The 25,688-nt window shown below is 52.2% G+C and carries 27 protein-coding genes; 19 read left to right on the plus strand and 8 right to left on the minus strand.

Going from position 1 to position 25,688, the window contains the following annotated elements; translation table 11 throughout:
• Window positions 1-11 precede the first annotated feature (11 nt).
• The 7 genes from RGU70_RS01565 to RGU70_RS01595 all read right to left on the minus strand — a co-directional run bounded on the left by RGU70_RS01565 (window position 12) and on the right by RGU70_RS01595 (window position 4,718).
• Window positions 12-665, minus strand: coding sequence for an OmpA family protein (locus RGU70_RS01565; protein WP_322207664.1), 654 nt, complete (start codon window positions 663-665; stop codon window positions 12-14).
• A gap of 143 nt (window positions 666-808) precedes the next feature.
• Window positions 809-1,252, minus strand: coding sequence for a hypothetical protein (locus tag RGU70_RS01570; protein ID WP_322207665.1), 444 nt, complete (start codon window positions 1,250-1,252; stop codon window positions 809-811).
• 15 nt (window positions 1,253-1,267) lie between these two features.
• Complete coding sequence (locus RGU70_RS01575) at window positions 1,268-1,654, minus strand: phage holin family protein (RefSeq protein ID WP_322207666.1); 387 nt, start codon at window positions 1,652-1,654, stop codon at window positions 1,268-1,270.
• A 17-nt stretch (window positions 1,655-1,671) separates the two neighbouring features.
• Window positions 1,672-1,977, minus strand: coding sequence for a DUF883 family protein (locus RGU70_RS01580; RefSeq protein WP_322207667.1), 306 nt, complete (start codon window positions 1,975-1,977; stop codon window positions 1,672-1,674).
• A gap of 178 nt (window positions 1,978-2,155) precedes the next feature.
• The gene (locus tag RGU70_RS01585) at window positions 2,156-3,145 is read right to left on the minus strand and encodes a type 1 glutamine amidotransferase (protein ID WP_322207668.1); all 990 of its coding nucleotides are present in this window, start codon (window positions 3,143-3,145) and stop codon (window positions 2,156-2,158) included.
• Between the two features lie 195 nt (window positions 3,146-3,340).
• Window positions 3,341-3,538, minus strand: a complete 198-nt coding sequence (locus RGU70_RS01590) for a DUF2905 domain-containing protein (protein ID WP_322210673.1) — start codon at window positions 3,536-3,538, stop codon at window positions 3,341-3,343.
• 31 nt (window positions 3,539-3,569) lie between these two features.
• On the minus strand, window positions 3,570-4,718 hold the full coding sequence (locus RGU70_RS01595; protein WP_322207669.1) for a class I SAM-dependent methyltransferase: 1,149 nt from the start codon (window positions 4,716-4,718) through the stop codon (window positions 3,570-3,572).
• Between the two features lie 21 nt (window positions 4,719-4,739).
• Between RGU70_RS01595 and RGU70_RS01600 the strand changes: the two genes are divergently transcribed.
• The 19 genes from RGU70_RS01600 to RGU70_RS01690 all read left to right on the plus strand — a co-directional run bounded on the left by RGU70_RS01600 (window position 4,740) and on the right by RGU70_RS01690 (window position 24,068).
• Entirely contained in the window at window positions 4,740-5,504 is a 765-nt protein-coding gene (locus tag RGU70_RS01600) for an SDR family oxidoreductase (protein WP_322207670.1), read from the plus strand.
• Between the two features lie 91 nt (window positions 5,505-5,595).
• Complete coding sequence (locus RGU70_RS01605) at window positions 5,596-5,994, plus strand: dihydroneopterin aldolase (RefSeq protein WP_416186465.1); 399 nt, start codon at window positions 5,596-5,598, stop codon at window positions 5,992-5,994.
• Complete coding sequence (ttcA, locus tag RGU70_RS01610) at window positions 5,994-6,968, plus strand: tRNA 2-thiocytidine(32) synthetase TtcA (RefSeq protein WP_322207671.1); 975 nt, start codon at window positions 5,994-5,996, stop codon at window positions 6,966-6,968. The genes RGU70_RS01605 and ttcA overlap by 1 nt, the downstream gene beginning before the upstream one ends.
• 434 nt (window positions 6,969-7,402) lie before the next feature.
• Window positions 7,403-7,981, plus strand: a complete 579-nt coding sequence (locus RGU70_RS01615) for an SIS domain-containing protein (protein ID WP_322207672.1) — start codon at window positions 7,403-7,405, stop codon at window positions 7,979-7,981.
• Between the two features lie 20 nt (window positions 7,982-8,001).
• Window positions 8,002-9,033, plus strand: coding sequence for a GDP-mannose 4,6-dehydratase (locus RGU70_RS01620; RefSeq protein ID WP_322207673.1), 1,032 nt, complete (start codon window positions 8,002-8,004; stop codon window positions 9,031-9,033).
• 8 nt (window positions 9,034-9,041) lie between these two features.
• Window positions 9,042-9,986 (plus strand): SDR family oxidoreductase, encoded by a 945-nt coding sequence (locus RGU70_RS01625; RefSeq protein WP_322207674.1) that lies wholly within the window; start codon window positions 9,042-9,044, stop codon window positions 9,984-9,986.
• A 42-nt stretch (window positions 9,987-10,028) separates the two neighbouring features.
• Window positions 10,029-10,688, plus strand: coding sequence for a class I SAM-dependent methyltransferase (locus RGU70_RS01630; RefSeq protein WP_322207675.1), 660 nt, complete (start codon window positions 10,029-10,031; stop codon window positions 10,686-10,688).
• A complete protein-coding gene (locus tag RGU70_RS01635; protein WP_322207676.1) occupies window positions 10,685-11,650 on the plus strand; it encodes a thiamine pyrophosphate-dependent dehydrogenase E1 component subunit alpha in 966 nt (321 codons plus the stop codon). Before RGU70_RS01630 ends, RGU70_RS01635 begins: the two co-directional genes overlap by 4 nt.
• A complete protein-coding gene (locus RGU70_RS01640; protein WP_322207677.1) occupies window positions 11,643-12,722 on the plus strand; it encodes an alpha-ketoacid dehydrogenase subunit beta in 1,080 nt (359 codons plus the stop codon). Before RGU70_RS01635 ends, RGU70_RS01640 begins: the two co-directional genes overlap by 8 nt.
• Before the next feature lie 155 nt (window positions 12,723-12,877).
• Entirely contained in the window at window positions 12,878-13,735 is an 858-nt protein-coding gene (locus RGU70_RS01645) for an FkbM family methyltransferase (protein WP_322207678.1), read from the plus strand.
• Window positions 13,732-14,820 (plus strand): zinc-binding dehydrogenase, encoded by a 1,089-nt coding sequence (locus RGU70_RS01650; RefSeq protein WP_322207679.1) that lies wholly within the window; start codon window positions 13,732-13,734, stop codon window positions 14,818-14,820. The genes RGU70_RS01645 and RGU70_RS01650 overlap by 4 nt, the downstream gene beginning before the upstream one ends.
• A gap of 8 nt (window positions 14,821-14,828) precedes the next feature.
• Window positions 14,829-16,292, plus strand: a complete 1,464-nt coding sequence (locus RGU70_RS01655; RefSeq protein WP_322207680.1) for a PfkB family carbohydrate kinase — start codon at window positions 14,829-14,831, stop codon at window positions 16,290-16,292.
• Window positions 16,289-16,999 carry a nucleotidyltransferase family protein gene (locus RGU70_RS01660; RefSeq protein WP_322207681.1) on the plus strand — a complete coding sequence of 237 codons (711 nt, stop codon included), beginning with the start codon at window positions 16,289-16,291 and terminating at the stop codon, window positions 16,997-16,999. The genes RGU70_RS01655 and RGU70_RS01660 overlap by 4 nt, the downstream gene beginning before the upstream one ends.
• A 204-nt stretch (window positions 17,000-17,203) precedes the next feature.
• The gene (locus RGU70_RS01665) at window positions 17,204-18,256 is read left to right on the plus strand and encodes a class I SAM-dependent methyltransferase (protein ID WP_323505571.1); all 1,053 of its coding nucleotides are present in this window, start codon (window positions 17,204-17,206) and stop codon (window positions 18,254-18,256) included.
• Window positions 18,256-19,083 carry an SDR family NAD(P)-dependent oxidoreductase gene (locus RGU70_RS01670; RefSeq protein WP_322207683.1) on the plus strand — a complete coding sequence of 276 codons (828 nt, stop codon included), beginning with the start codon at window positions 18,256-18,258 and terminating at the stop codon, window positions 19,081-19,083. Before RGU70_RS01665 ends, RGU70_RS01670 begins: the two co-directional genes overlap by 1 nt.
• Entirely contained in the window at window positions 19,080-19,886 is an 807-nt protein-coding gene (locus tag RGU70_RS01675) for a transketolase (RefSeq protein ID WP_322207684.1), read from the plus strand. Before RGU70_RS01670 ends, RGU70_RS01675 begins: the two co-directional genes overlap by 4 nt.
• Entirely contained in the window at window positions 19,883-20,803 is a 921-nt protein-coding gene (locus tag RGU70_RS01680) for a transketolase family protein (RefSeq protein WP_322207685.1), read from the plus strand. Before RGU70_RS01675 ends, RGU70_RS01680 begins: the two co-directional genes overlap by 4 nt.
• Before the next feature lie 109 nt (window positions 20,804-20,912).
• Window positions 20,913-21,965 (plus strand): hypothetical protein, encoded by a 1,053-nt coding sequence (locus tag RGU70_RS01685; RefSeq protein WP_322207686.1) that lies wholly within the window; start codon window positions 20,913-20,915, stop codon window positions 21,963-21,965.
• 876 nt (window positions 21,966-22,841) lie between these two features.
• Window positions 22,842-24,068 carry a methyltransferase domain-containing protein gene (locus tag RGU70_RS01690; protein ID WP_322207687.1) on the plus strand — a complete coding sequence of 409 codons (1,227 nt, stop codon included), beginning with the start codon at window positions 22,842-22,844 and terminating at the stop codon, window positions 24,066-24,068.
• A 183-nt stretch (window positions 24,069-24,251) separates the two neighbouring features.
• On the opposite strand, the gene RGU70_RS01695 is transcribed toward RGU70_RS01690, so the two are convergent.
• Window positions 24,252-25,355, minus strand: coding sequence for a hypothetical protein (locus RGU70_RS01695; protein WP_322207688.1), 1,104 nt, complete (start codon window positions 25,353-25,355; stop codon window positions 24,252-24,254).
• Window positions 25,356-25,688: the final 333 nt, after the last annotated feature.

The following is a 25,688-nucleotide window of genomic DNA, read 5'->3' on the forward strand; positions in this document are numbered from 1 at the left end:
ATATCCGACGATCAGCGCTGTGGTTCTGCGACAAAAATTTCCACCCGACGATTGCGCGCGCGGTTAGCCTCGCTGTTATTGACGACCAGCGGCTCATGCGAACCGCGTCCGACAACATTGATGCGGTTTTGCGCGACGCCTCTGGTGGACAGATAATCGCGCGTGCGACCAGCGCGCTGCAACGACAGGGGATCGTTCTGCACATCGCTGCCGGTATTGTCGGTATGACCCACAATCGTGATCAGGGTAGCGGGATTTTCTGTCAATGTGGCGGCAAAGCGATCCAGCACAGGACGCAAATTCGGCTTGATATCGGCCCGGCCGGTATCGAATGAAATGTCACTTGGAATTTCAAGTTTGAGCCGGTTGTCTGCGGTCTGAGTAACTTGCACGCCCGTACCTTGAGTTGCCTGCTCCATCGTGCGCCGCTGGTTTTCCATTCTGGTCGACCAGACATTGCCGGCCACCGCACCAATGGCGCCACCTATCGCTGCACCACCCAATGCCCGGCCGCCGCCACCGTTGCCCGTTACCGCGCCGAGAAGCGCTCCCAACCCGGCACCGACGCCTGCACCCGTCGCCGTCCCCTGCTGCGTTGCCGACATGTCGGCACAGCCTGTTGCGGCCAGCGCCAAGGCCAGCGCACCGATCGTTAATTTACGCATGATGATTCCCCGCCGAAAGAGTGTATTGATTTATTGAAAGTAATTGGCCGACATGACGTTGCTGCGGCCAATAGATGAAAATCGCCCGGAAAGCGCCACGTAACGGCTTCAGGCGTCATCCGGGTCTTTTTACTTTTTAGAACTTACTGATAGTCCGAGGACATGTCCTCGTCCTCTTCAATGGGCCGTTTTTTCCGGAGCAGATAAACCACTCCGCCCACCACCGACAGCACACCAGCATACAACAAGGGCTTGCGCATCAGTTTGCTGGTCAGAGCCGCAGTCAGGAGAGTCGTCAGCACAGGGGACAAGCGCCCCGACGGCCCACCGGATGCTGCACCGCCAATCAGACTGCCGGCAGCGCCCACCAACCGGCTCAGGGCGCTTTTGGCGATTGCGCCGGGATTGAGATTTTCCCGAATCACCATGCGGGCGTCGACCATCTCCAGGCGCAACAGCGCGCCTTCGACCAGCAAGCGCCGCTTGCGTTCAGCAAACGGCATTGCCTGCCAGTCGATTTTGGCCGGCGGTTCCAGTCGGGACGAATGGAGCGGGGCAGAATATTCCCGATGTGAAGAGTCAGTCATGCGATTTCCTTCCGATCAAAGCAGTGCATCGCGGTCTTTGCGCAGCTCTGCCATCGTGGCAGGCAGGGCGAGACGACCGTTTTTCAGCATGGCGCGCGCATACACTGCGAGCGCTACCGTGCCGACCGAAAACAGAACAGCAAACAGCATCAGGATTTTCCAGCCCCACGCATCCCACGCCAACAGGACGATCATGATCGACCAAAAGGCAACCGCGAACCATAGCGCCGTGATCGCCAGCATGAACACGACCATGAACTTGAGCATATTGACACCAATGCCCGAGAGTTCCAATCCGGCCAGTTCAATGCGATTGATGATCAGACCGAGCATGTTTTTTGCCAGGCTCAGCAAGCCTGCGATCAGCCCGGGATGAGCGGTTGAGGATGTTTTGGTCTCCATGTCGGCGCTTTCCTTGGTTACTTGTTGCGGCCGATGATGAGTCCGACCAGCAAACCAACGCCAGCGGAAATCGCCACGGCGCGCCAAGGGTTGGCGTGAACGTAGTCATCGGTATCGGCGGCGACCTGCTTGCCTTTTTCCAGCGCCACTGTCTGGGCCGTCTGGGCGGTAACGATAGCGGCTTCCAGCAGTGTCAGTCCTTTGTCGCGCAGCGCTTCGGCCTTGTCGCCGGTAGCTTCTGCCGCTTCACGGAACAATTCCTGCGCATCCTTGACCAGGGCTTTCATATCATCTTTGACGTTTTTCAAATGGGAGGTGGTCATGTCTAATCCTTTCAGTGGGTGGCTATAGTAAGCCTCTAATATGGGGGACTGCCATCGCAATGACAATGGCAATTCAGAAGTAATACAGCGGCTATATCAAATATAAGCATCCGATAGGACGATGCACATCCGTTTTAGTTGCAAAGGACATGCGTTTGTGCAGCCCGGCGAGCAGCAATCAGAACCGCGTTTCGCGCGCTGCCCGCAGGAAACTATCGAGAATAGGGGTGCAATCGAGCAACTCGGGACCGCCTGCCCGATGGAACTCAGGATGCCACTGCAAACCCATCACGAAAGGTGCCTTGCGGTAACGGATTGCCTCGGTGATGTTGTCGTCGCAGGAAATCGCCTCAATCGACAAATCGCGCCCCAAATCCTTCACGGCCTGATGATGGATAGAGTTAACCACGAGCTTGCTGCCGCTTAACAACAGGCCCGACAGCGTCGATCCCGGCGGAAAATACAACTCGTGGTGATTTCTATCGTATTCGTTATTGACATGCACAATCGCCGATGGCACGTCGGACGCAATGTCCTGATATAGCGTGCCACCAAATGCCACGTTGATCAGCTGACAACCGCGGCAGATGCCCAGCACCGGCTTGCCGGCCTCGACGAATTCATGCAGCAATTCCAGCTCATACATATCGCGTACGCGGTCGCCGTTCCACTCCGGCCGCGTGGCTTCTTCCGAATAGCTTTGCGGCGAAACGTCCGCCCCGCCTTGCAGCACCAGCCCGTCCAGATGCTTGGCATAATCGCGCAAACGGATATGACTGGGATGCACCTTGCCGTTGGTATTGACCGTCGGGATCATGAACACCAGCACATCGCGCGACATCACCCACTGGGCAATCGACTCTTCCAGATATTGCAGGGTCCGGCCACGCAAACCTTGTCCGCCCGGCTCAGGATGAAAAATACGCGCCGAAATGCCGATCTTGAGCGTGCGGTGCAAGACCTTGCGCCCGGCCTTATCCGACAGAGCGCGCAAACGCCCCAACAGTAAACGCCAGTTTTGCGCCCACGGTTTTTCTACATTTTCCGTGCTGCGGATGTAAGGCATTTCTGGCGGAGTCCAGTCGACTTGCGGATTCCCGGCGGCCTTTTCGGGCGCGGGAGACGGTGCTTCGGGAGGGGGAGAATGAGGGTCTTTGGTATCGGGCATGATGGAGTAAAGAAAGAGGAACCGGAAGCCACGCTGCGTCAATGTCGAAACCCGCAGATCAGTCCGCAGGTTACGTCACCATCGCTAGAGTATAGGCCGATTGCCGGCATAAGTTCGCGGGGATCATGTCTGAGCGGCAATAAAGCAAGCGCAGTACCCCAGGAGAAGGATCAGCAATGCCGTGCTATTGACGTGCTATTTAAACAAGCGCGCCACCAGCAGCGCCGCCAGCGACAACAGAATTGTCGACGCGAAGGGCAGCGAAAAATTGCGTCCGAATAATCTGAAACGAAAATCGCCGGGCAAGCGCCCGATACCGAATTTTTCCAGCCACGGCAGAATCGACGCAAGCACGATCAGCATCAGGAAAATCACCAGAAACCAGCGTATCATCGCGCAACCTCGCCCATCAGAAGCGAGAAAATCACAAGCGATAGCTGCGGTCATGCGGCAGCAAGGCATCCGGCCAGTCGATGTTTTTCCCTAGCGCCAGCACTTTGAACAACTCTCCCATCTCGGCAGGGGAAATCAGCTTTTGCAGGGCGTTGGCCTGCGGCAAGTAGCGAGCGGCCTGCTCAGGGTCGGTACGCAGCAGCACATCCCCGGCTCCCGCAGCCAGCAAAAACGCCGCCTGACTGGTATAAGAAAGAACCTCCAGCCCGCGTTCGGCCGCGGCCAGCGCCATCGCCGTGAAATCGACATGCGCGGTCAGGTCCTGCAAACCGGGCCAGTAGAAAGGGTCGGGATGCGCATGGTGGCGGTAGTGGCACATCAGCGTGCCCTGATTGCGCTGGGCCAAATAATATTCCCGCGCGGGAAAACCGTAATCGAAGAAAATCGCGGCCGCCCGGTTATCGGGCGCGGCCAGCATATCGGCCAGCGACTGCATGAACCCGATCGCCAGCGGATGCACTTCGGTCAGATAACCGGGTGGCAAGTCATCGGCATCGGGAATTTGTGCGATCAGCGCCACGTCGGCAGGCCGGTCTTCGAAAACGAAGCCCTGTTCCGACCAGGCCACGCCGCGTTCCAGCCAACCTTCGGCAGTGCGCAGCACCAGATGCACCGGCATCGCGTCGAGTACCTCATTACCCAGCACCACCCCGGAAAAACGCGCTGGCAGACTATCAAGCCACTGCACCTGAGGGAAATCGCGCAGCGTTACCTGCTGCCGCGCGCGCAGCTGCGCCGACACCTCGACAATGAAATAAGTCACCGAGGGCGCGCCCGCCAAGCGCAGTTCGCTCAGGATATCGAAGGCCAGTTTGCCGGTCCCGGCACCGAACTCCATGATGGCCGGCGCCGTCTGCGCCAGTAGCCCGATGGAGAATTGCGCCAGGGTTGCGCCGAAAATAAGCGTAAGTTCCGGCGCGGTTGTAAAATCACCCTCTTTTCCGAGTTTCGCTGCGCCCCCGCTGTAATAGCCGAGATCCGGCGCATACAGCGCCAGCTCCATGTAACGGGCGAACGAAATCCATCCTTGCCGACGCGCAATATCGTCGGCAATCAGGGCCACCAGCGCCTGCGAGGCGTCCTGCGCGGCAGCGGAGGGTTGAGGTAATTGCAGTTGCATGGGCCGCATTGTATTGAATCTATGACACCACAGCCAGAAAAAATCGCACTCGTCACCGGCGCCGCCAAACGCATCGGTCGCGCTATTGCCCTCGAACTTGCCCGTCAGGGCTGGGATGTGGTCGTGCATTACCACCGCTCCGAGACCGACGCCAGAACACTGGTCGAAGAAATCGCCACGCTCGGCCGCCGCGCCATCCTGCTGCAATGCGACCTCAGCGACGCCGCCGCCGTCAACGGCCTGTTAGCGCACACCACGGCCTTCGGCCGCGTCAGCTGCCTGGTCAACAACGCCGCGCTGTTTGAACACGATACCGCCGACACACTCACCGCCGCCGGTCTGGACCGTCACCTGCAAGCCAATCTGACCGCGCCGCTGTTGCTGGCGCAGCAATTGCACGCCCTCACGCCGGAAGGCGAACAAGCCGTCGTCATCAATCTGCTCGATCAGAAGCTGTACAACCTCAACCCCGATTTCCTTTCCTACACGCTGTCCAAAGCCGCGCTGCACACCGCCACCACACTGCTGGCACAGGCGCTCGCCCCAAAACTGCGCGTAGTCGGCATCGCCCCCGGCATCACCATGACCTCGGGCGACCAGACCGACGCCCAGTTTGAACAGGCGCATCGCATCACCCCGCTAGGTAAATCAAGCACGCCGGAAGACATCGCTGCCGCTGTTTGCTACGTTGCAAGCGCGCGCGCCATTACCGGCACGACGCTGCTGGTCGATGGCGGCCAGCATCTGATCCCCTTGCAACGCGACGTCATGTTTCTCGCTAAATAAGCCCTACCCCAACACCACCCAAGAACACCGGAATCAAACGCCAGCACGGCCCCGGTACACCGCCTCAGTTTTTAAAGAATAGGATTTCCCCATGTTGACTTCCCTGTCCCACTCCGCCCTGCAAGATTGCCGTCGTCTGTTCCTGCGCAACTACGAAGTGCTGATCAATATCGGCGTGCATGAATTCGAAAAGAAAGGCGAGCAGCGCATCCTGATCAACGTCGACCTGTTCATTCCGCTCGCGCTATCGACCCCCAAGGGCGACCAGCTCGACGAAGTCGTCGATTACGACTTCATCCGCAGCACCATCGCCCGACGCATGGCGAAGGGACATATCCAGTTGCAGGAAACGCTGTGCGACGACGTCATCACCGCCATGCTGGAACACCCCAAGGTGCGCGCCGTACGCGTGTCGACCGAAAAACCGGATGTCTATGCTGACTGCGACGCCGTCGGCGTGGAAGTTTTCCGCATCAAGGGCGGCATGTAATGACAACGCAGATGGAAACGCTGACCATCCCTGCAGGGACGACCGCATCGGCCACCCCGGCCACCCCGGCCACCGGCCCGACTGCGCGGCAAGCGGAAAAATTCGCCTTTGAAAACAACAAGCTCAGCAAACGCTTGTGCCGTCTGGTCGGCCAGGCCATCGGCGATTTCAACATGATCGAAGACGGCGATAAAGTCATGGTTTGCCTGTCCGGCGGCAAGGACAGCTACGCCATGCTGGACATCCTGCTGATGCTGCGCGAACGCGCCCCCATCCATTTCGACATCGTCGCCGTCAATCTGGACCAGAAGCAGCCGAATTTCCCGGCGCACATCCTGCCAGAGTATCTGCGCGCGCTCGGCGTGCCGTTCCACATCGAAAATCAGGACACCTATAGCATCGTCAAACGCGTGGTGGAAGAAGGCAAAACCACCTGCGCGCTCTGCTCCCGCCTGCGACGCGGCATTCTGTACCGGGTAGCGACCGAACTGGGCGCCACCAAAATCGCACTGGGCCACCACCGCGACGACATCATGGAAACCTTCTTCCTCAACATGTTCTTCGGCGGCAAGCTCAAGAGCATGCCGGCCAAGCTGCAATCGGACGACGGCAAGCAGATCGTCATCCGCCCGCTGGCCTACGTCAAAGAAGCCGACCTGATCCGCTACGCCGAAATCAAGCAATTCCCCATCATTCCCTGCGACCTGTGCGGCAGCCAGGAAAACCTGCAACGCAAGCAAATCAAGGGCATGCTGCGCGAATGGGAAAAAACCCACGTCGGCCGGGTCGACAACATCTTCGCCTCGCTCTCCACAGTCGCCCCGTCGCACCTGATGGACCGCAAACTGTTCGACTTCACCGGACTGAAAGCCACCGGCGTTGCCGATGCCAACGGCGATATCGCCTTCGATGAAGAACCCTGCTCCGTGGGCGGCAGCGACGCCAAAGTAATTACCCTGCATCAAGACAATTAAGGAATGGGCGGACTGATCCCCGCCCCTCCTTAAAACGTCACTGCCTACGCACCCGCCCTCTCCCGAAAAATCCCACTTGCGTACCGCATCAGCCAGCCATCTTGGCAGGCTTCTAACAAGGGGAAAAATGTCCGAACAGAAACATTGGACACGTCTCCCCAAAGAACTCTGCCAGATCGAAGCACGCCCTTTCCCATCAACATGCTGAAATCCTATGCGGGATAGGAAGAATACCGGGACTTTCCCCCACCATTTGCTTGCTACGACATGCGCACGCCCGGGTTACCCTCGTAGGCTTACCAGTGGGAATTAAAGCAATCGGAATCAAAGCCGATAATACAGAGATCGCATCACCGCATAACGAGCGCCCGCCTGATGCCCGACAGATCGCGCTTTGAAACACCACGGCTGAATTTCAAGAAAGATTTCCCCGCATGCAACAGCTGATTAAAAATTATGCGGCCAAGTTATCGCATGCGCTGACGATGGATGCGATGCAGCAAGTCCCCGCGCTAGGCGCCGCCCTGCGGGAAGCCTGGGATCAAGGCCGCTCGATATTCCTGTGCGGCAATGGCGGCAGTGCCGGCAACGCCATCCATCTTGCCAACGACTTGCTCTACGGCGTCGGTGTCAACAGCACCCGCGGCGGCATGCGGATAGAAGCACTCAGCGCCAATGCGGCCGTCCTGACCTGTCTCGCCAACGACCTCGGCTACGACCGTATTTACAGCGAGCAACTACGCGTCAAGGCGCAAGCCGGTGACATACTGATCGTGCTATCGGGCAGCGGCAACTCCGCCAACGTAGTGCAAGCCATCGAAACCGGCAACAGCCTCGGCATGCAGACCTTCGCCATCGTCGCCTTCAGCGGCGGCCGCTGCAAAGAAATTGCCACACACGCCATCCACTTCCCGCTCGACGACATGCAAATTGCCGAAGACCTGCAACTGGTCATTGGGCATGTCTGCATGCAATGGCTGTGCGCCAACCCGGTCGGCGAACAAAAACAATGACAGCCCAACTACCTACCTCAATGACTGAAGCAATCAAAGACGTCGCCGCCATGCACCACGCCAGCCGGCGCTTCATGGTCATCGGCAGCAACTCCTTCTCTGGCGCGCAATTCATCAAATACCTGCTGCAAAACGGCCATCAGGTACTGGGCGTGAGTCGTTCCGCTGAATTGCACGACGTCTTTCTGCCTTACAAAGATCTCGCAGCTAGCGAGCGTTTCCGTTTCGCCCAGATCGACATCAACCATCAGCTCGACGAATTAATCGTCCTGAGCAAAGAATTTCAGCCCGAATACGTCGTCAATTTTGCGGCGCAAGGCATGGTCGCGCAAAGCTGGCAAACACCGGCAGACTGGTATCAAACCAACGTCGTCGGGCAGGTCAAACTGCACGACCAATTGCGCAAACTGCCTTTCCTCGAGCGCTACGTGCATGTATCGACACCAGAAGCCTATGGCAGCACCGACGGCTGGATCAAGGAACGCTTCGTGTTTGCCCCGAGCACGCCCTACGCCGTTTCACGCGCCGCCTGCGATTTGCATTTGATGAGTTTTTTCAAGGCCTACCAATTCCCGGTCGTCTTCACCCGCGCTGCCAATGTCTACGGCCCCGGCCAGCAGTTGTACCGCATCATCCCGCGCACACTTTTGTTTGCACGCCTGGGACGCAAACTGAAACTGGACGGCGGCGGACATTCGATACGCTCGTTCATCCACATCGACGATGTCGCGGATGCCACCTGCCGCATCGCCATCGCCGGCACAGCGGGCGACACTTACCATATCTCCACCAAAGAAACGATCTCGATACGCGGACTGGTGGAACAGATCTGCGCCGTCATGGGCATCGCCTTCGACGATCTGGCCGAAGTGGTTGGCGACCGACTCGGCAAAGATCAGGCCTATTTGCTCGACAGCGAAAAAATCCGCACCGAACTCGACTGGCAAGACCGCATCTCGCTGGAAACCGGCATACAACAAACGCTGGCGTGGGTCGACGACAACCTCGACACGCTCAAAGCTCTGCCGGCCGACTACATCCATAAACCTTGAGAATCTGAATGAAAATATTATTGACTGGCGGTTGCGGTTTTATCGGCACGGTACTCACCGGCCTGCTCCTGAAAGACGGACATGATGTCTGCGTGGTCGATAACCAATGGTTCGGCAACCACCTCGCCGCACACCCGCGCCTGACCGTCTTGCAACAAGACACGCGCGACGTTGATGCCATCCCGCTCGACGGCGTGGAAGTCGTACTGCATCTGGCCAATATCGCCAACGATCCCGGCGTCGAACTCAATCCGACCCTCTCGTGGGAAGTCAACGTCCTGGCCACGCAGCAACTGGCGGACCGCGCCGTGCGCGCCGGCGTCAAGCACTTCATGTTTGCCAGCTCCGGCAGCGTGTACGGCGTCAAGGACGAACCGCAAGTGACCGAAGACCTGTCGCTAGTACCAATCTCCGCCTATAACAAAACCAAGATGGTGGCCGAGCGCGTCGTCCTCAGCTACGCCGATCACATGCAGGTGCACTGCATCCGTCCGGCCACCGTGTGCGGTTTTTCGCCACGCATGCGACTCGATGTCAGCGTCAACATGTTCACCTGGCAAGCGCTGCAAAACGGCCGGATCACCGTGTTCGGCGGCACGCAGACGCGCCCCAACATCCACATCCAGGACATGGTCAACGTCTATCGCCACTTCATCACCCAACCGGACATTGCCTCCGGTTGCTACAACGCCGGCTTTGAAAACATTTCCATCCTCGATATCGCCGAACGCGTGCGCAGCAAAATCCCGGCCGAACTGGTGGTATCGGAATCCAACGACCCGCGCTCGTATCGCCAGAATTCAGACAAGCTGCTGGCCACCGGCTTCGTGCAAGGTCACACCGTCAACGACGCCATCGACGACATCATCGCCATGCACCGCAGCGGCGCGATCAAGGAAAGCGACCAGTGCTATACCGTGCGCTGGATGAAGCACCTGAATTTGCAAAGTTAACAACGAAAACCCGATTGGCCAAAGATTTGAATGGAGCGCACCGTGAAGCAAGAAATTGATTTATTGATCGACTACCCCAAAGCCAAGCGCAATGTCGAAGAACGCGGCGCAGGAAAAACCGAAGAAGATCGCGCCATTGCGCGTCAGTTCGGCAAAGAGTTTTTTGATGGCGACCGTCGCAACGGCTACGGCGGATTCAATTATTTCCCGCGCTTCTGGCAGCCAGTCATTCCGACGCTGCAACAGCATTTCGGGCTGACTGCCGCCAGTTCGGTCCTCGATGTCGGCTGCGCCAAAGGCTTCATGCTGCACGATCTGGCGGCGTTAATTCCTGGCATCACAGTCAAGGGTCTCGACGTCTCGGCCTACGCAATCGAACATGCCATCGATGACATGCAGCAGCATGTCCAAGTCGCCGATGCGCGTCACCTGCCCTTTGAAGACAAGTCGTTTGACGTCGTCATTTCCATCAACACCGTCCACAATCTGAATCGCGCAGACTGCGCCCAAGCGCTGCGGGAAATAGAAAGAGTAAGCAAGGGTAAGTCCTACATCACTGTCGACGCCTATCGCAGCGAAGAAGAAAAAATCCGCATGTTTGCCTGGAACCTGACGGCGCAAACGATTATGTCCGTCGATGAATGGAAAGCCTTTTTCGACGAAGTCGGTTACACCGGAGATTACTTCTGGTTTATTCCATGACACCCGCTATCGCCCAGCAACTGCTTTTTTCCATGAAGCGCATCCGCCATGTGGAAGAAGAAATCAGCCGCCGCTATGCAGAGCAGGCCATGCGCTGCCCGGTGCATCTATGCAGCGGACAAGAAGCGGTTTCGGCAGCCGCCGGACTGGCTCTGCGCAAAGATGACTTCGCCGTCAGCGGCCATCGCGCCCACGGCCATTATCTGGGCAAGGGCGGCGACCTGCGCAAAATGCTGGCGGAAATTTATGGCAAAAAAACCGGCTGTGCCGGTGGCCGTGGCGGTTCCATGCACTTGATCGATGAATCGGTCGGTTTCAAGGGCAGCACTGCAATTGTCGGCAATACGATTCCCGTCGGCGTCGGCCTGGGATATTCCATCAAGCTTTCGGGCACGGATCAGGTCAGCTGTATTTTTCTGGGCGATGGCGCAGTCGAGACCGGCGTGTTTTATGAGTCGCTCAATTTTGCTGCGGTGAAAAAACTCCCGGTCCTGTTCCTTTGTGAAAATAATTTGTATTCGGTCTATTCGCCGCTGAATGTGCGTCAGCCAGTCGGGCGGGACATATTCAAACTGGCGCAAGCCATCGGTGTTAATGCCACACAGGGCGATGGCAATGATGCGGCCGCCGTCTATCATCAGATCGCAGCCGCCGTTGCTGACATCCGCGCCGGCAACGGCCCGCAATTTATCGAGTTCAGCGTTTACCGCTGGCGCGAACACTGCGGCCCGGGATTCGACAACGACATCGGCTACCGAAGCGAGCAGGAATATTTGCATCACCGACAACTGGAGCCAGTCCAGCGACTGCAAGACAAACTGCGGCAAGAAAACATCCTCTTGCCGGCAGACATCGCCGCGTTCGACCTCGCTATCCAGGAAGAAACCGACGCCGCATTCCGCTTTGCCATCGACTCCCCCTTCCCTAGCCGTACGGATGCTTTTGCCAAAATATATGCGTGAACCAACTTCTTTAGCGGGCAGACAGCTCAGCTTTTCAAAAGCGATCAATGAAGCATTGACCGTGGCAATGGAAGCCGACCGCAACGTCATTTGCTACGGCCTCGGTACCGACGACCCCAAGGGCATCTTCGGCACCACGCTGGGCTTGCAGGAAAAATTCGGCGAAGCGCGCGTATTCGATATGCCACTCTCAGAAAATGCGATGACCGGCGTCGCCATCGGCTGCGCGCTCAACGGCGTGCTTCCCGTAATGTGTCACCAGCGGCTGGATTTTTTTCTGCTGGCAATGGATCAACTGGTTAACAATGCCGCCAAATGGTTTTATATGTTTGACGGCCAGTGCTCGGTACCGATCACCATCCGTCTGATTCTGGGACGCGGTTGGGGACAAGGGCCAACCCATTCGCAAAATCTGCAAGCCTGGTTTGCGCACATTCCAGGACTCAAGGTCGTGATGCCCTCCTCCCCGGAAGACGCCAAGGGCTTGCTGCTGGCCTCTATTTTCGACCCGAATCCAGTCCTCTTCATTGAACACCGCTGGCTGCACAACATGGTCGGCGACGTGCCAGAAGGCGACTTCCGCAGCCCTATCGGACCGCTGCGCGTGGCGCGCGAGGGAAGCGACATCACCATCGTCTCCATGTCGTATATGACGATAGAAGCGCTGCATGCAGCGACCTATTTGCAGACACGCGGCATTTCCTGCGAAGTGCTGGATTTGCGCTGCGTTAATCCAATCGACTGGCCGGCTATTTTTGCGTCCGTAGAAAAAACCGGAAAATTGCTCACGCTTGATACCGGCGCAGCAACTGGCTCCATCGCAGGTGAAGTTATCGCACGCGTCGCCATGGAACGCATGTCCAGCCTGCGCTGCGCACCGGCACGACTGGCCATGCCCGACGTACCGGAACCAACCAGCTTCGGCATGACGGAAGGTTTTTATGTCCGCGCCGGCGACATCGCAACCAAGATCCTGTGCATGATGGGCAAGGAGCAGGGTGATGTGATGGCGAGCTTGCCAGAACCAACGCCGCACGATGTGCCGGGTGCGTGGTTCACGGGGCCATTTTGATGAGGCAGTCATGAACAAGAAATGCCCTCTTTTCCTAATTAAGAAATTATCTCCATCATAAAAAAACGCGCATCGCTGGATCATCAGACGGTGTCATTACTCAGAGATGGCCTTACAGTCTTGCTGTCATTTCAACTTTAAAGAGGAACGATCCAATGTCACTTAACAGTTTCGATACGCTACTTGAATTCCTCGCAGCTTATCCCGATCAGCATGCAAGGGGAACGCCGTTTTATCGTTTTGTGGATAGTCTCGTGAAAGAGGCGTTTCATGAGGCACAACCGGCTTTTGCCGCAGGCCAGCCCGTTCCTATGGCGGAATTCGGCATGCTCACTTTACCGTATGAAAAGATGGGGGCTATCGACTCTATCGACTTGTTCGGTTTGGATGAGCTGTTGATGTTTGCGTTTTACTATCGCAACAAAGGCCGTTATGCACGTGCGGCCGATATCGGCGCTAATTTAGGCTTGCATACTATTTTGCTCTCCATGTCGGGATGCAAAGTAGAAGCATTCGAGCCAGATCCTGAGCACCATGAAAAATTGCTACGCAATCTCAAGCTCAACAACATCACTGATGCGATTGCCCATAAAGCAGCCGTCTCTGAACAAAATGGCCAAATGCAATTTGTGCGTGTGCTTGGCAATACCACTAGCAGCCACCTGGCCGGCGCTAAAGCCAACCCCTATGGTGAGTTAGATAAATTCGATGTCAATGTCATGGATATCCGCGAGATCGTTCAACGCGTCGACTTAATGAAAATTGACGCAGAAGGCCACGAAGCGGTGATTTTGCATGCTATTCCGATTGCAGACTGGAACCATGTCGATGCCTTTGTTGAAGTCGGCACTCCCGAAAATGCACTGGCGGTATTCAATACATTTGCCGGGACCCAAGTCAATATTTTTGCGCAGAAATCGGGCTGGAAGCGCGTAGAGAATCTGGCAGGAATGCCCATCAGTTACAAAGAAGGCGGCATTTTCATCAGCGCAAAGACGGAGATGCCCTGGTGACATCGCCTCTGCCACCATCCCACATGAAAGCAGCCGTGCTGAAGGCGCTGTCACAGCCACTCGACATGGTGTCTGATATTGCCATTCCCGCTCCGCAACGCGGCCAGGTATTGGTAAAACTGGCCTACAGCGGCGTGTGCCACAGCCAGCTGATGGAAGTTCGTGGCCTGCGCGGGCCGGATGCGTATCTGCCGCATCTGCTGGGCCACGAGGGTTCGGCAAAGGTCATTGCCATTGGTGAGGGTGTCACTAAAGTGATCCCTGGCGATCTGGTGATACTGGGATGGATCAAAGGCAGTGGCCTCGACGGTGGCGGAATCCGGTATGAATGCGGCCACTTGGATACGAGCATCAATGCAGGCGGTGTCACCACGTTCAACGAATATGCCCTCGTTTCTGAAAATCGCGTTGTGCCCTTACCTGCGGGCATTCCACTGGATGTGGCCGTGTTGTTCGGTTGTGCGTTACCGACCGGCGCAGGAATCGTCCTCAACGACATCCGGCCGCCGGCCGGTAGTACTGTCGCGGTATTCGGGCTTGGCGGGATCGGCATGAGCGCATTGATGGCGACGCAGCTGTTCGACTGCGCGCAGGTCATTGCGGTCGATGTGTCTGCCGACAAGCTGGAATTATCGCGCTCGTTTGGTGCCACTGCCGTTGTCGATGCAAAACAGTCTGATCCTGTCGCCGCGATTCGCGCGCTGACCAATGGCACAGGCGTCGATTACGCAATTGAAGCCTCGGGACAAGTATCCGTCATCGAGCAGGCATTCGCCTCCGTCAGACGCGGCGGCGGCACCTGTGTGTTCGCCTCGCATCCGGCGCACGGAGCGCGCATAAGCATCGATCCCTATGAGTTGATCTGCGGCAAGCAGATACGTGGAAGCTGGGGCGGCAGCAGCATGCCCGACCGCGACATTCCCTTGCTCGCTCAACTTTATCTGGACGGCAAACTGCCGCTTGAAAAATTGATAAGCCACAGGTATCGGCTCGATCAGATCAATGAGGCGCTAGATGATATGGAACAGCATCGGGTAGGTCGTCCTTTGATTGAAATAGATACGACTCTTGGCCAGGACCGCTAATTTTTAATATGGATAACAAAGCCACTTTGCATCCTCAACTTGTATTCGTATCGGGAAATTTCAACGTACTGCATCCGGGGCATGTTCGGTTGCTACGTTTTGCAAAAGAATGTGGCACGCGTTTGGTCGTTGCCGTTGAAAGCGACCGGATGGCCGGCAATGCCGCCCATGTTCCGGAACAATTACGGCTGGAGGGAATACAAAGCAATATCTGGGTGGATGAGGCGTTTTTGCTGGATGGCCCGGTAGCCGAAGCGCTGGCCCGTCTTAAACCGGATGTGGTCGTCAAAGGAAAAGAACACGAATCACTGTTTAATCCCGAGCTAGCGGCGGTGGAACAGTATGGCGGAAAACTATTGTTCAGTTCCGGTGAGACCTTGTTTTCATCGCTCGATCTTATCCGCAAAGCTTTTTACGAATCGGATCCACGGTCCATCTCAGCGCCCAAGGACTATCTCGGCCGCCATGCGATTAATTCAGCCAAGGCAGCCGACATATTGCGTCAATTTACCCGCCTCAGAGTATGCATTGTCGGCGACCTGATTATTGATGAGTACATTACCTGCCAGCCACTCGGCATGTCGCAGGAAGACCCCACCATCGTCGTGACACCGATCGACACCACTCAGTTTATCGGTGGCGCCGGAATTGTCGCCGCACATGCGGCAGGACTCGGTGCTTCTGTGCGGTTCTTGTCTGTCACCGGTGCCGATGCCGCGAGAGAATTTGCGCTGGAGCGTTTGGCTGCGGAAGGAATCGAAGCAGATCTGCTCGTTGATGAAAGCCGCCCCACTACACGCAAACAACGTTTTCGCAGCAAAGGGAAAACCTTGCTCCGCGTCAGTTACTTGCATCAGGCAGCGATCCCAATTGACCTGCAAAACCAGATACTGGAGCGACTAGAACAGTTTATGGATGAGATTGATGTTCTGGTCTTTTCCGATTTCAATTACGGCTGTTTGCCACAGTCGCTGGTCGATCAAATCATCGGCATGGCCAAGGCCCGCGGTGTTCTGCTGGCAGCCGACAGCCAGTCTTCTTCGCAGATCGGCGACATCAGCCGCTATCGTGGCATGGATTTGCTGACCCCGACCGAACACGAAGCACGTATCAGTACTCGCAATCATCAGGACGGACTGGTCATCCTTGCAGAGCAGTTACGACAACAGTCGGATGCGGCAAACATCCTTCTCAAACTAGGAGAGGAAGGTTTGCTGATTCATCCTGCTCACGATCCTGAGTGCGACTGGGTCACCGATCAACTAGGCGCGCTCAACATTGCTCCGCGCGATGTGGCCGGTGCCGGTGATAGTTTGCTAATTGCCAGCGCGCTCACGCTGGCCTGCGGCGGCACTATCTGGGAAGCGGGTTATCTGGGTTCACTCGCCGCAGCGGTCCAGGTCAGCCGCGTCGGTAATACGCCGATCCGCGCTAAAGAATTGCTGCAACTGTTGCAGGATCTCTCCGAATGAAAGCCCTTCTCCTGGCAGCCGGATTCGGCACGCGACTTCGGCCACTCACCAACACTATCCCTAAGTGCCTTGTCCCGATTCACGGCCAACCATTGCTGGATATGTGGCTAGAACGTTTGACCGCCGCTGGGATTGGCCCTTTCCTGATCAACACGCATTATTTAAGCGAACAGGTAAGTGCTTATGTTGAGGGCAGTCCTTATCGCGATCAAACGATTCTGGTGCATGAACCAGTTCTGCTCGGAACTGCCGCAACATTGATTGCTCATCTGGATTTTTTCGACGATGAAGATGGTTTGCTGATCCATGCGGACAACTATTGCCTTGCAGACTTCAAGGGCTTTCTTCAAGCACATCGCCAGCGCCCTAATGGATGCCTGATGAGCATGATGACGTTCCGTACTGACACACCCTCTTCGTGCGGCATCGTCACGCTGAACGAACAAAATGTCGTGATCGGATTTGAAGAAAAGTGTGAACATCCAAATGGAAATCTTGCCAATGGCGCAGTCTATCTTCTGTCGGGCGAACTCATAGCTTTGCTTAACAAGAGCTGCGGAAATATCACCGACTTTAGTAATCAGGTACTGCCGGGGCTACTAGGCAAAATATACGCATACGAAACTTTGGCTCCGTTGATCGATATCGGGACCCCTGAAAATTATGCAAAAGCAAACCAACTCGCGCGGGACCGTAGGCCTTATTAAGTTATGCAAGTGCTTCCTAAACGATATTTTTCACATTAAAAAATTATTCAACCCTCTATAAGTTTAATTATGCGCACATACGCCAAAGATATTGAGCATCGTCATCATTGTGTTATTTGCGAAGCGTTAATTTCTCCGATAATCAATCTTCCCAAATTACCGTTAACCGACTCGTTTAGTCGAGTCCCAGTTTCAGATCCATTAATGAGCGTCGACCAGCAGCTGCTTTTTTGTCCGGCATGCGGGCATGGGCAACTAGAGACTTTAATCGCTCCAAATGTTTTATACGGGTCTAACTATTGCTTCCGTACATCAACGAGCACAAGTGCCCGAAAAGGGACTGAGTTTTTTTTATCCGTCATCAATGAAGTTGCACCCGAGCGTCAATTTCGCTGCGTTCTGGATTTGGGCTGCAATGATCTTTTCTTGCTGGATTTACTGAAGGATAGAGCCGATTTTAGAGTTGGCATTGATCCTGTCTGGGAAAATCGCGAGAGCGATCGTGAGGATCAATCGATACAAATATTTGGCATGAATTTTGAAGACGTCGATTTACAGCAACTCCCGGCGAAACCCGACCTGATCGTTTGCCGCCACACCCTTGAACATATTATCGATCCTTGCCGTGTTGTGAAGGCATTGATGGATATTGCTGCTGATGATGCGGTATTTATTTTTGAAGTTCCTGGTTTCGACGGCCTAATTCAGCGATTCAGATTCGACCAAATTTTCCACCAGCACGCCCAGTATTTCACCTTGGCGTCCTTCCTCAAATTATTGGAAAAGACTGGCGGAAGACATTTACTGCATCGATATAACTTCCATGATTGGTGTGGGATGGCGGTGGCGTTTGTGAAGGGCCCGGCTGACATCTGCAAGGATGTGAAGCACTGGACGCAGACAGAAATCATTAGCCGTTATACGAACTTCCAAAAACAAATGTCTATCACGCGCGAGTTATTAGATTTCCACACGGGATTACCGTTATATGGATATGGTGCAGCCCAAACCCTGCCCATACTTGGTTATCACATGAATACCGATTTTGGTCAGTTAATTGCAGTAATTGATGATGATGATGAAAAAGATGGCATCGGTTATTGGAATCTCCCGGTGAAGGTTGTCCCAGCTCGTAAAGTAGGCGACCTCCATGATGCGGCGGTTCTTATTACCGCCATCGATAACGTGCAGCCAATCATGAAGAAATTACTTACGAACCGGCCACGGCATATCTTGGTGCCGCTCAATATCATCTGATGGTGCAGTCTGTATCAAGCAGGTTTGATCAATTTAATGAAAATTGGAATCTTATGGATTTGGGAATTGTGGGTCGGCGTGCACTTGTTACTGGAGCCGGACGCGGATTGGGACGCGCTATTGCGCAAGCTTTGGCGAGTGAGGGGGTAAAGGTAGCATGTGTCTCTCGCACTATCGCAGATATCGATGGTTTGATGGAGAGCATTGGCGGAGTTGCTGCGGGACATCTTGGCATTGCAATGGATTTGATGCCAGAAGGTGCGCCAGCAAACCTGCTGCTCAAGATGGCTGATTTTGGGCCGTTAGACATAGTGGTTCACAACGCAGGCGGCACGCTGGATATTTCAGATCCTTTTTGCTCGATTGAGGATTGGCGCAAAATATATCGCTTCAATTTTGAATTGGCCGTGGAGCTGAATTGCCTGATTATTCCTGGCATGCAACAACGCAAATGGGGGCGCATCTGCCACATCTCTTCCATCTCAGCGATGGAAAATCACGGTCCGGTTCCCTACTGCGCAATGAAGGCGGCATTAACGGCATACACCCGCAGTATGGGCGGCGTCGTGGCTCCGGATGGCGTGGTTCTGACTGCGGTATTACCTGGTGCCGTATTTACCGAAGGCGGGTACTGGGATCAGGCCTCGACGGAACGTCCGGAACACGTTAAGAAATATCTCGGCGAGCGACAGCGTATTGGTCGATTTGGTCGGCCCGAGGAGATAGGCAATTTTGTTACTTATTTGTGTTCTGAATTAGCATCATTCAATACGGGTAGCATCGTCCCGATCGACGGTGGTCAAGGCAGGGGGTATTTCGGACAATGAACAGTATTTCTCACTCAAATGACACAGTTCTGAATAAGGATTTGCGTCGAAAAATAATTGATATGGTCGTTGCCGGTGAAGACGGGCATATTCCAAGCGCTTTTTCTATTCTCGACATCATCACATTGCTCTATCGTGACATCTTGAAAATTGATGCAGTCAATCCTGAATGGGTGGATCGGGACTATTTCATCTTATCCAAAGGGCATGGATGCTTGGCCCAGTATGTCAATCTTCATCGTCACGGCTTTATTACGGATCATGACATTGCCATGTTTTGCAAGCGTGGAGGGATTCTTGGTGAGCACCCTGACCGCACAAAAATTCCAGGCATCGAGGCTTCCACTGGCTCCCTTGGCCACGGATTGAGCTTTACCGTCGGTATCGCATTGGGTTTGAAAATCCAGTCACTCAATAATCGTTTGTTTGTTTTGTTGGGGGATGGCGAATGTCAGGAGGGGACGGTGTGGGAGGCAGTCAATGTCGCGCGAAACCGTCAGCTAGGTAACCTGTGCGCTATTGTGGATTGGAATCAATCCGCGATGCAATTAATGCCCGTAGATGATATGCCTAAAAAATGGGCAGCCTTCGGCTGGAACGTGCAGGTTGTTGATGGGCATAGCGAAAGTGAAATTGCCGATGCGCTGCGGAATATTGAATTTAAGAAAGATGGAATTCCCTCCGTCATTATTGCAAAAACGATAAAGGGGAAAGGAGTATCTTTGCTGGAAGGCCATGGAATGTGGCACCACCGCATACCTAATCCCACTGAATATAAACAAATTATGGAAGCGCTATCGTGAGCAAATCACTCCGTCAACAATTTGCCGATACCCTGACGTCGATCGGGAAAGAAGATTCTCAGCTGGTAGTGATGGTGGGGGATATCAGCCATGGCATTCTCAAACCATTTGCCGAAGCATGCCCCGATAGGTTTTATAACATTGGAATATTAGAACCAACCATGGTGAGCATGGGGGCGGGTTTGGCTGCGGCGGGACTTTGCCCGGTCATTCATACAATTGCCCCCTTTTTGATAGAGCGGTCCTTTGAACAAATCAAGCTTGATTTTTGTTACCACAAATTACCTGGCAATATCGTCACCGTAGGCAGTGCTTTTGATTACTCAAATCTGGGATGCACGCATCATTGCTACGGAGATTTTGCGTTATTAAAAACACTGCAAAGAATTCAAATATGCTTCCCCGCAAGCGCCATTGAATTTGACCAATTATTCCGACAAGCTTATCGCAATGACTTATTGACGGTTTACCGGATGGCCGGACATCCACATCCGATTCAATTCAAAGCAGAAGACATTGTTTTTGGCAAGGCCATCAAAATCCATGATGGTTCTGATGTCACCCTCATTGCAACTGGCCCTCAGCTTAAAACCGCACTCGATGCACGTGAAAAACTTTCTGCGCGAGGCATCCTGGCAGAAGTTATCTATGTTCATACTATCCGTCCGCTTGACACAGAGATGATCCAAGCCAGTGTGGAAAAAACGAGGAAAGTGGTGGTCATTGAAGAGCACATGATGTCCGGAGGTTTGGGAGATGACGTTCTTCGCGCAACTTATCAGATTCCTGGAATGAAATTTCACTCAGTTTCTATTCCGGATGAATTTGTAACGGGTTACGGGACTTACGAGGAACTCTGCGAATCCTGTGGTTTAACGGCTGAAGCAGTGATAACGGCTATTGGCGCCTGGGAATAATTTCATCAGGAAAAACAAGTTACTTTAATTAAAATTAAATTCGTCGTTCGCTCAGGAGATCACCATTAACATTCAACGTAAAGCTCGGTATGACGCTGTTCTGAAGCGCATGCGTCATCCGGATAAACGGACTTGGATCATCATGCTTCCAACCTCGATAGGGGAAACGGCATTAGTCTGCTCATTTGCCGAGGCTTTCGTTAAAAAGCATGGTTATGGGATTACTCTTGTGGTGAAGCCTGAGCACTTTGCTTTAACACAAATGTATCCGGGCAGGTTTGAACAAGTGATCGTGATGGAGCTAGATGAGATGGCTCAGGCCATGCGGTATTTCCCCCCGCATCAATTCGAAGTCGATGTTCCATTTGCCGCATCATGCTGTCATCTTGGCGATGCGCGCATTGATTCAATCTGCTACCTGATGAAATTTCCTGGCCGCGGCGGCCTGAATTATCTTGATATGTTTCGCCATTTGCTCATGTTACCTTGGGATGCCCGCATAGAACGCCCCAAGGTTCCTGCGGACTGGCTTGTTAAAGCGCAAAATTACGCAAAAGAAATTGGATTGGTGCCAAACAAATCCATTATTTTATTTCCAGCCACCTCGTCAGATCCCCGAAAATGCCCAGATATTTTGTGGAATACACTCGTGGCGCGGTTAAAGACCAAGGGTTACAAAATTTTCTGCAACATGACTGGCGGAATACATAAACCTCAAACAATGCCGATAGAGGGAACTACCCCCATCGAAGTAAGCATGGAGATGGCGCTACCATTAGTCAGCTTGGCAGGCGGGTCTGTTTGTACCGGCCATGGAATGCAGTTTCTCATCACACTTGGCGGCCAATTTCAAAGGATGACCTCATTTTTCCCATTGACTGGAAATAGTAAAGATTATGAACAGGATGGCCATCTTTACGCATCGACGATGACTCAATCGCAATTGATGGCACCGGAAATGTACCTAAATATTCCATACATGGAATATGGCATTTCTACGGAAGCGTCCGATGAAGAAATAGAGCGTATCGCCATTGCGGCAGCAGACCAATCCGCCTTAGATCCAAATTGTTACCGTCATTTTTCCGCGCCAGGAGTTTTGTATGTGGATGCCCACGCCGATTGGCTAAGCAAATTGATCGAACCAATAAAGAGACAGTGACCAAGCAAGGCCGAAATAATTTCGGCCTTGCGTTTTTCGGCAAACATCTCGTTGATCCACCGACATCCGCCTCAAAAGAACATCCATGCCACCGTACTTACTACGTTATTCAAAGAATCAACAGAAATCATACTGGCCTAAAGACGCAGCCCCAGGGCTGCTTTACAGTTTTCAGTCCAAGCCACAAAACTGAAGACCCGGCTATACCGAAGGCATGATTTTCTGAAGTTAAACTGCCTGGAAATTTCATATGAGAAAACTCCACCCATGAGATTTATTTACATTCTTATAATATCTGATTATCTTATTAATCATCTATTGACGCATGCTGATTATTAATTATTAATCGCAAAAATTTCTTCGGCAGAAATTCCCAATCAAAAACCTTTACAAAATAATTTAATAAAAAAAACTACCTACATTCAAATTAAAAACTATTTCTTTGTGATAATATTTTACCGCCTATAGCTTATCGCTAACCAACTTAAGATATCAAAAAATGACCGTTAATAATGAAATAATACAAAATGCATTCGATGATCCACTGCAATTATTAATCAATTATTATTCCATTACTGAATCCATCTGCAGAAAAAACCTATTGACCAACAATATTACGATAGCGGATTTTATCTTTGGCCCATCCCAAGTGATTTAATTGGATCATTCGATGCTTTTTTTCTGGAGAGTCGAAAAATAGATTTTTCATCTCATGACGCATCTCCGGAATATTACAAATCACACTTTCAAAATAAGCAAGAAACAGAAGCAATCGTTAATTCACAAATTAATCACTATAAAAAGCCTATTGCAGGCGATTCTGCATACGAGTCATATAAGGCATTACTAAATTATATCTCCCCTGGAATTGAAGAATTGCTGGGCTACTCTTTTAAAGTAGTTAATGTGCGAGCGACGAAACTAAAAAAACAGTCTGGTTATGGACAGCCAGCGTGGCATAACGATGGACTGCATAATTGTATAAAAAAAATAATGATTTATCCGTCGCCCATGGATTCGGATAATGGAACATTCGAAATTATCGATCGCCAAGGAAAATACAATCTCATCGCCAATAGTCAACCGTCAATTATTTTGGCAGATGTAGCAGTCCTAGTACACAGAGGGATTCCACCGAAAGTTAGTGACTGTAGGCCAATGATTGAAATCACGATAATTCCATCATTAGTTACCACTACTGACTACGTTACTGCGGGACATAATGCAAGGGTGCCTCTTCCGTCAACGGCTCAATTTGAAGAATTTTTTGATTTGAAATACCGAAAAGTCAATGACTTCGAGTATTCAAGTAACTCTGAATTTATAAAACATGAAAATATCCGCAATATTAATTTAGGCGGAGGGTCTTGGTTTTCGGAAAATGGCTGGATAAATTATGATGAATTTAGTCGGGACATAAGAGGAAAAATAAAATTTCATTCTCATACTGAATTACCTTATCCTAGCTCATATGCAGATGTCGTTTACTCTTCTCACTGCTTAGAACATTTAAATGATTCTGTCGTAAATAAATTAATTCGGGAAGCGTATAGAGTATTAAATAATGGCGGCAAACTAGTAATTAAACTCCCTGACTTTGATGCAGTACTGGATGAGTTTAGACGGGGTGTTGACAATGAAATTTTAAGTGTCAATCCCGATCGTTGGAACATCGTTCCTTTGAAAAAAATGTGGGAAAATTCAGGCATACCATTTTCATATGAAAGACTTGCTGCAATGATTTTTTGCGGATATTGGAAAAGAAATGGATACCAGCATTTTTCTGACATCCAACAAGATAATTCCTACCATGGCCCATGCAAAATTTCAGATTCTGAAAATCGCCTTATCTTAGAAAAAGATATATCACCCCACTCCATAGCAATGACTTACGTTAATAAAGTTATTGAAATTGAAGGAGAGGAAAATATTGTTTTTAACCATCAAAATGCTTGGTCATATAAAGAATTTATAGCGCTGATTGAATCTATTGGTTTCGAATTTATCGAAACATCAACAAAAGTCACCAATAGTATTTCGCAGGTACCGTCCATACATGATGGGGAAAGCATTAGTCGATATTATGAATTTTTAAAACCTTAGCTTCTAACCTAAAAATACCGTGCTTTCAAACATCACAAACCAACATCGGCGGTGATAGCTCACTGAGATTCCGTTACAGTAACGATGTAGGGAATCTCAGTCGATTTAATTAGTCATCATTTTATAGAGCAGATCATTGAGGACTCGATCTTTAACCTCAAAAAGCGAAATACCAAGGGGGGTTTATGACTGCCTTATTGGAATCGGCGCAATGAGAGCACGAAGCCATTGAGCATTGCCACTAATGTAATCACTTCCATCGGCTGAATAGCGTTGAAAACGGTCTGGATTGCCTAATGACTGATCAGCAATGGATCTCGCCAGCCGAATCAGTTCCTTTTCGGAACCAGAAAACGGGACTCCAAATTCAGAAAATGGAATATCCACGCATACCTCTGGTGCCATAAATTGCATTTTAGAGAGATGTGCCGGATAGATCCGTTCATTGAGCAGAACATCTTCATCATTGGCGGTCATCGGAAACAAAACCGTCATCTCGTCAAACAGCCCACCCATCGCTTGCCAAAACAACATCCCATTAGCTCCCCCGATGACCTTCCCAATTAAACTGATTAATGGAAGGCCGAGCTGCATCGATACATCAATAGGAATTGTGCCCGCAATCGGCATGGTGTCGGGTTGAAATTGTCCCCCCTTCATGTTGCAAAGTACCTGGTAGCCGTTTTGATTGAGCCTTGCAGCAAGCGTTGTCCAAAAAATATCAGGGAATTGCGTTATCGCAGAATTATTTGCGGGGAAAAGGATGATCGCATGTTGAGTATCAATCCCAGCCATAGTTACAAAATTCTGCGCTTGATCCATCCACTCGACTGGCACAATAGGTCGCTCAAGGCGCGCATCCCATGGCAACTTGAAAATGTGGCGATAAGTATCAGTAAAAGTAAGGCCTCCGCGACCTGGATACTTGAACAGGTAAGAAATGGCATCTGCTCGGGCATCGCCAAGGTTGTAAAAAAACCCCGCAAGCGGGACGTCAATGTCAAATTGGTGAGGGGGGCAATGCCTCATGATTTCCAAAATGACATCACGATCCTCCACAAGAACCTGCTCAAAACGATTCGGATACATCTCCGTAATCGCCAGATGATGCGGTTGCACCACCATAGTAATGCTGTAGCCGTGCGCCTTAACGAAAGCGTCGGAGAGGGCGCACACAGTCACGGTTTCACCTATGGAGGCAGGATTTAAAATTATCCAAGTCCGTTTGTAAGGATGCCTCAGCTTTTTAAGCATTTCGTTAAACCAAGCCTGTCCTCGGACACTCATACGAATCGCACTCCTTCACTGCCAAAAAACCGTTTTTTGTACCTGAAAAAATAAATCTGCTCTTTTATCTAGCACACTGATTCTCTCACTATTAACAAGGAATTTTGATTTCATACCGGCAATCGTACCGCATGCAATCAAATGTCGATCCCTGGGGAAAAAACAGTCGCATTTATTACCCCTCCTGCAAAGGCTCCTCCCCAAGATCGCCCGCCTAGCCCTACCTTGAGTAATATTGGACGGAATGAGCATGAAACACCCCGCTGATCAGAGATTGAAGCAAGGAAGTTGCATGATTTAATCCAGATCGACAATATGCATTGTCTTTGCCTC

It is taken from the genome of Herbaspirillum sp. RTI4 (genome assembly GCF_034313965.1).
GTDB lineage: Bacteria > Pseudomonadota > Gammaproteobacteria > Burkholderiales > Burkholderiaceae_D > Herbaspirillum.

Excerpts from the sequence above, each read along its gene's own strand:
- ttcA (WP_322207671.1), top strand. The coding sequence starts at position 5,994 with ATGACAACGCAGATGGAAACGCTGACCATCCCTGCAGGGACGACCGCA.
- RGU70_RS01600 (WP_322207670.1), top strand. The coding sequence starts at position 4,740 with ATGACACCACAGCCAGAAAAAATCGCACTCGTCACCGGCGCCGCCAAA.
- RGU70_RS01620 (WP_322207673.1), top strand. The coding sequence starts at position 8,002 with ATGACTGAAGCAATCAAAGACGTCGCCGCCATGCACCACGCCAGCCGG.
- RGU70_RS01565 (WP_322207664.1), bottom strand. The coding sequence starts at position 665 with ATGCGTAAATTAACGATCGGTGCGCTGGCCTTGGCGCTGGCCGCAACA.
- RGU70_RS01625 (WP_322207674.1), top strand. The coding sequence starts at position 9,042 with ATGAAAATATTATTGACTGGCGGTTGCGGTTTTATCGGCACGGTACTC.
- RGU70_RS01570 (WP_322207665.1), bottom strand. The coding sequence starts at position 1,252 with ATGACTGACTCTTCACATCGGGAATATTCTGCCCCGCTCCATTCGTCC.
- RGU70_RS01665 (WP_323505571.1), top strand. The coding sequence starts at position 17,204 with ATGAGCGTCGACCAGCAGCTGCTTTTTTGTCCGGCATGCGGGCATGGG.
- RGU70_RS01675 (WP_322207684.1), top strand. The coding sequence starts at position 19,080 with ATGAACAGTATTTCTCACTCAAATGACACAGTTCTGAATAAGGATTTG.
- RGU70_RS01695 (WP_322207688.1), bottom strand. The coding sequence starts at position 25,355 with ATGAGTGTCCGAGGACAGGCTTGGTTTAACGAAATGCTTAAAAAGCTG.
- RGU70_RS01615 (WP_322207672.1), top strand. The coding sequence starts at position 7,403 with ATGCAACAGCTGATTAAAAATTATGCGGCCAAGTTATCGCATGCGCTG.
- RGU70_RS01640 (WP_322207677.1), top strand. The coding sequence starts at position 11,643 with ATGCGTGAACCAACTTCTTTAGCGGGCAGACAGCTCAGCTTTTCAAAA.
- RGU70_RS01605 (WP_416186465.1), top strand. The coding sequence starts at position 5,596 with ATGTTGACTTCCCTGTCCCACTCCGCCCTGCAAGATTGCCGTCGTCTG.
- RGU70_RS01660 (WP_322207681.1), top strand. The coding sequence starts at position 16,289 with ATGAAAGCCCTTCTCCTGGCAGCCGGATTCGGCACGCGACTTCGGCCA.
- RGU70_RS01585 (WP_322207668.1), bottom strand. The coding sequence starts at position 3,145 with ATGCCCGATACCAAAGACCCTCATTCTCCCCCTCCCGAAGCACCGTCT.
- RGU70_RS01655 (WP_322207680.1), top strand. The coding sequence starts at position 14,829 with ATGGATAACAAAGCCACTTTGCATCCTCAACTTGTATTCGTATCGGGA.
- RGU70_RS01580 (WP_322207667.1), bottom strand. The coding sequence starts at position 1,977 with ATGACCACCTCCCATTTGAAAAACGTCAAAGATGATATGAAAGCCCTG.
- RGU70_RS01635 (WP_322207676.1), top strand. The coding sequence starts at position 10,685 with ATGACACCCGCTATCGCCCAGCAACTGCTTTTTTCCATGAAGCGCATC.
- RGU70_RS01670 (WP_322207683.1), top strand. The coding sequence starts at position 18,256 with ATGGTGCAGTCTGTATCAAGCAGGTTTGATCAATTTAATGAAAATTGG.
- RGU70_RS01575 (WP_322207666.1), bottom strand. The coding sequence starts at position 1,654 with ATGGAGACCAAAACATCCTCAACCGCTCATCCCGGGCTGATCGCAGGC.
- RGU70_RS01645 (WP_322207678.1), top strand. The coding sequence starts at position 12,878 with ATGTCACTTAACAGTTTCGATACGCTACTTGAATTCCTCGCAGCTTAT.
- RGU70_RS01590 (WP_322210673.1), bottom strand. The coding sequence starts at position 3,538 with ATGATACGCTGGTTTCTGGTGATTTTCCTGATGCTGATCGTGCTTGCG.
- RGU70_RS01595 (WP_322207669.1), bottom strand. The coding sequence starts at position 4,718 with ATGCAACTGCAATTACCTCAACCCTCCGCTGCCGCGCAGGACGCCTCG.
- RGU70_RS01685 (WP_322207686.1), top strand. The coding sequence starts at position 20,913 with ATGCGTCATCCGGATAAACGGACTTGGATCATCATGCTTCCAACCTCG.